Source organism: Dyadobacter sp. CY312, assembly GCF_021390535.1.
In the GTDB taxonomy this organism is placed as follows: domain Bacteria; phylum Bacteroidota; class Bacteroidia; order Cytophagales; family Spirosomataceae; genus Dyadobacter.
Genome location: NZ_JAJUXG010000040.1, coordinates 1 through 4,176, shown reverse-complemented (window position 1 = coordinate 4,176; position 4,176 = coordinate 1). Strand labels below are relative to the sequence as shown.

3 protein-coding genes are annotated in these 4,176 nt (G+C 43.7%); 1 reads left to right on the top strand and 2 read right to left on the bottom strand.

Annotated elements, in window-relative coordinates; translation table 11 throughout:
* Together LZG71_RS29825 and LZG71_RS29820 are read right to left on the bottom strand one after the other, a co-directional pair.
* Positions 1–460: SDR family NAD(P)-dependent oxidoreductase (locus LZG71_RS29825; RefSeq protein WP_233826862.1), on the bottom strand; the 460-nt coding region annotated here is incomplete at its 3' end.
* Between the two features lie 219 nt (positions 461–679).
* Complete coding sequence (locus tag LZG71_RS29820; protein WP_233826860.1) at positions 680–2,449, bottom strand: tetratricopeptide repeat protein; 1,770 nt, start codon at positions 2,447–2,449, stop codon at positions 680–682.
* Between the two features lie 471 nt (positions 2,450–2,920).
* Here LZG71_RS29820 and LZG71_RS29815 point away from each other — a divergent pair.
* On the top strand, positions 2,921–4,176 hold a 1,256-nt coding region (locus tag LZG71_RS29815; RefSeq protein WP_409013702.1), incomplete at its 3' end, for a DUF6923 family protein.

The following is a 4,176-nucleotide window of genomic DNA, read 5'->3' as shown; positions in this document are numbered from 1 at the left end:
TTTTCAAAGCCGGCCAAAGCCCTGCTGTCAGCCGGAATTGCGCAAGATAATTGGTTGCCAACTGAGACTCGTTACCATGCAGATCCCTTCGGAGCGGCACCCACATGATGCCTGCATTGTTAATAAGCAGATGTAGCTTTCTTCCCGACTGGATGAACTTTTCGGTAAATGCCTGGATGGATTCTGGCCTGATCAGGTCCAGGTGTTCCAGTTCTACATTCTCGATGCCGGCTAGAGTGATTTTAGCCTTTTCCGTGTCCCTGGCTGGCACAACTACCGTAGCACCAGCGGATGCCAATGTTTTAACAGTCTCCAGACCGATGCCCGTATTGCCTCCTGTTACGATAGCGATCTTGCCGGTCAGATCAATTCCTTTTATTACTTCACTGCTGGTAGATGCGGCGTTAAATCCCGAACCGGTTGGTTTCTGTAACGCTCCCTGATAATTGGTCTGTCTCATGATTTTGTTTTTTATGATGAGACAAATGTACAGCAGCACAGCACGACACACTTTGTTTAAACGTCCGAAGTTAGTTTGTTTAAAAGGTCGTCTGATTTTACCCGGTCTTTGCAAACAGCTCTACCCGAATCTTTTGGTACGCCTGATCACATGAGGTTTTAATGCTACCCAAAAGCTTTTTGAAGTTCGCCAGATAGTTCATGTTGTATTGTGGCTACACTAAACCTGAATTTTTTTTCGCAGCCGGTATCTGGCTTTTCTGACAGATTCCTTTGATATGCCAAGCATCCAGGCAATCTGAGAGGTGGACACATTCATTTTTTCAAGCGCATAAAGTCTTTCTTCCGCAACAGTTAAGTCGCCGTAGTTCAACTTAAGCTGGTCAAGTTCTCCTGCAAAAGCCTGGTTAAAACGCTTTCTGAAATCATTCCAGTCGTCAGGCGTGAGCAGCTTTATATTGGCTAACTGGTTAATCAAATCATCCAGTTGCTGGTTTTCCAGATCCGGAAGCTTGCGTAACTCTTCTATTTGGTGGCGAAATGATTCAACCAGGTTACTCTTTTCCTGCAAATGCTGCATATACTCGTCCAATTCAATATTTGCCTGCACGAGTTGCATTTCCGTTCTTTCCTGTAAGGCAAGTTGTATTTGCCGTTCCTTTTTGGCGATCAGAAGATCCTTCGAGTGCTTTAACCTAAGCAGATAATAGAGCAGCGACAAAATGACAGCAATCAGTCCTACGATCCCGATAATGAATTGTAAGCGCGTTCGAATTCTTTCTTTCTCAGCTTGTTGTTCTGAAATATCTGCAAGTTGCTGCTGTATTTTCAATCGGTCCTCAGCCAGCTTTGTCTCTGCTTTATTGTAAATGACGTTGGTTTCATTGCTGAGACGAGTCAAGCTATCGAGGTAAGTGTAGGCCATTGCCATATAGTTCCGGGCTTTGTAGTAATCGTGGTAAACCCGATAATAATTAAGAAAAAACTGCTTGTCCCGCTGTTGCTTCCACATAGGCTCGGTATTACCTACCAAAGTATTCAAATTTTCACTGATCCTTAAATAATGTAAAACACTATCGTTCCGGCCAAACTTCCCCCAGATAGAAGCGATTTCTATGGCCGCATTCCGGGCCAGTATCGGGTGGGGCTTTTTGTGCTGGTTATGCATGTATTCTTGCATCAGCAGTTTCAAGGCTTCACGGTGGCGGCCCTGTTTCAGGTACACCCTTCCCAGGTTACCCACTGCAATATACGGCCAGGTATTGTTGCCAATTGACACCGCAATATCCCGGGTGCGCTTCAGGTAATAGATTGTGCTGTCAAGTTGGTTTAGGTTCTGATAGGCCACCGCCAGGGTATTAAAGCGCTGAACATCAAGATTTCTGTTGTAGGGCGGAAGGTTGATGGCTGCCCGCATGAGCTTTATAACTTTCGAATTGTTGTGAAAATAAAGATTATTGATAGCCATGACATGCAGGTACTTACCCATTTCAGGGATATTATCAAATCCCACAGCTTCGAAGAGTTCCAGTGCTTTGGCATGATGGTAAAATGCTTCTCCATACTGTTTCTGTTCATACCGCTGGACGCCAATGTAATAGTGACAAACACCCGTATATCTTTGGTCATTTCTATTCTGAAAGTAGGTTCTGGCCGAATCGAACACGGCAATAATGTCCTCGGGCGGCAAGGCAGATTGAAAACCTTTCTTTGTGATTTGGTGGAATCTGACATGGTTTAACAGTGGCTGATCACCCCAAAGGCTTGCCTTTTGATGCAGTTTTTCCAAACGATAGCCAACACCCGCTAATGAAACTTGTGATTCCCTGAGACTATCTATATATCTGGAAGTTCTGATGATGCGCCGGGAGGGAGTTTCGCTGTCGAGCTCAAGTATAACGGTTTCGAGTTCATCGGGTTGCTGAGCGGCGGAGGTATTGTGAAAGAAGACAACAAAATACAGACAAAAGATAATAAAATACTCCTTCATAATCGGGCAAACGCATTCTGAAAAATAACTGGCAAACCGTGATGATTGCTTTGAATCAGGGAAATTCAATTTCTCCAACCAGGCAATCTAATATAGTACTGAATCTACAAGTATGAAACATAAATACTTCTACTTGCCAAATGTTATTCTATTTTGTTCGACAAACTTTTACGATAGCAAACATTTAACAAAACCGTCAATAGACTCCGGGCTGCAACTGTAATATTCATTGTGGCATTTGGTCTCCTTGGGTTACAAGCTTCTGCAACGCTTAAAAAATTATGATTTTAGGCGATTTGAGTACTTTTTTCTTCGTGTCCACGCTTTTGTCCACACCCATTTTTAGCCATCCCCAAAAAACGGCCCTACATTCGAAACAGTAAAATTAGTTGTATCAATTACTCAACGACAGTGTCTGTTTCACTTAATCTCATCGTGATGAAAACAAAGGGTTCAAAACTTAAATTTTTAATGAAAAGAACATTTACCCAAACTTTATTAGCGCTTTTCCTTTGCCTGGTTGTATTGAATGTGGGCATCGCTGCAAGACCGGTTTTTGCCGAAGAACCATTCAACTGTAATGATGGTATTGCCTACCAGACTATCAATTCCACGGCAGATAATACATCAGGACTTCACGGATTTGATGTTACCACAGGCGTTAAAACTTTGATCGCAACTTTACCTTTTCACGTGAATGGTCTAATATACAACTCCGTGGATAATATGTTATGGGCTTTTGAATTAGGTACTAATAACATCGTAAGGATCGATAAAACAGGAGGAACCACATCGCATCCTATACAAAATCTGCCATCAGGACTGAACGTGGGCGCTGAGCTACCCGGGGGCTATATGCTTTTGTATAATATCAACACGGCCGATTATTATGTTGTAGATGTTAATCCCAGTCGTGCGACTTACCTGCAACTGGTAGATCCCACTGCCGGGTTTGTGCTTAAAACAGGTCCGAACTATGGGACAGCGATGAGTAGTCCTCTTGATGTATCTGATTTAGCTTTTGTCTCCAACAATCAACTTTGTTACGGTATTACAAGAGACTCTCAAATTGCGACGCTTGATCCTTTCACTGGTAACGTTGTACTGGGGGCCGCAGTCGACGGGTTGCCTGCAGGAGGTAACTATGGTGCCATATTCAGTGATGTCTCCGGTAAGTTATACGCATTTCACAACGGTATGGGATCTTTTTTTAGGGTAGATCCTGCAATTAACACGGCTTCTCTAATTTCAACGAGTACTCCATCAGGTAATAATGACGGAGCAAGTTGTGCCAATACAACGCTGGTAGATCTTCCGTTCAACTGTAACGACGGTATCGCCTATCAGACTATCAATTCTATTCCGGATGGCACGTCAGCACTTCACGGATTTGATGTCGCTACGGGAGCTAAAACCCAGATCGCCACATTGCCGTATATTCTGAATGGTTTAATATACAATTCCGTGGACAATATGTTATGGGCCTCCAGAACGGGTACCAATAACATTGTAAGGATCGACAGAGAAGGGGGATCAATGTCATATCCAATTACCGGCCTGCCATCAGGGCTCAATGTGGGTGCCGAGCTGCCCGGTGGCTATATGCTCTTGTATAACAATAACCATACCCATTATTATGTCGTAGACGTCAATTCCAGTCGTGCGACCTATTTGCAAATGGTAGATCCGACAGCCGGTTTTGCGCTTCAAACGGGGCCGGTCTATGG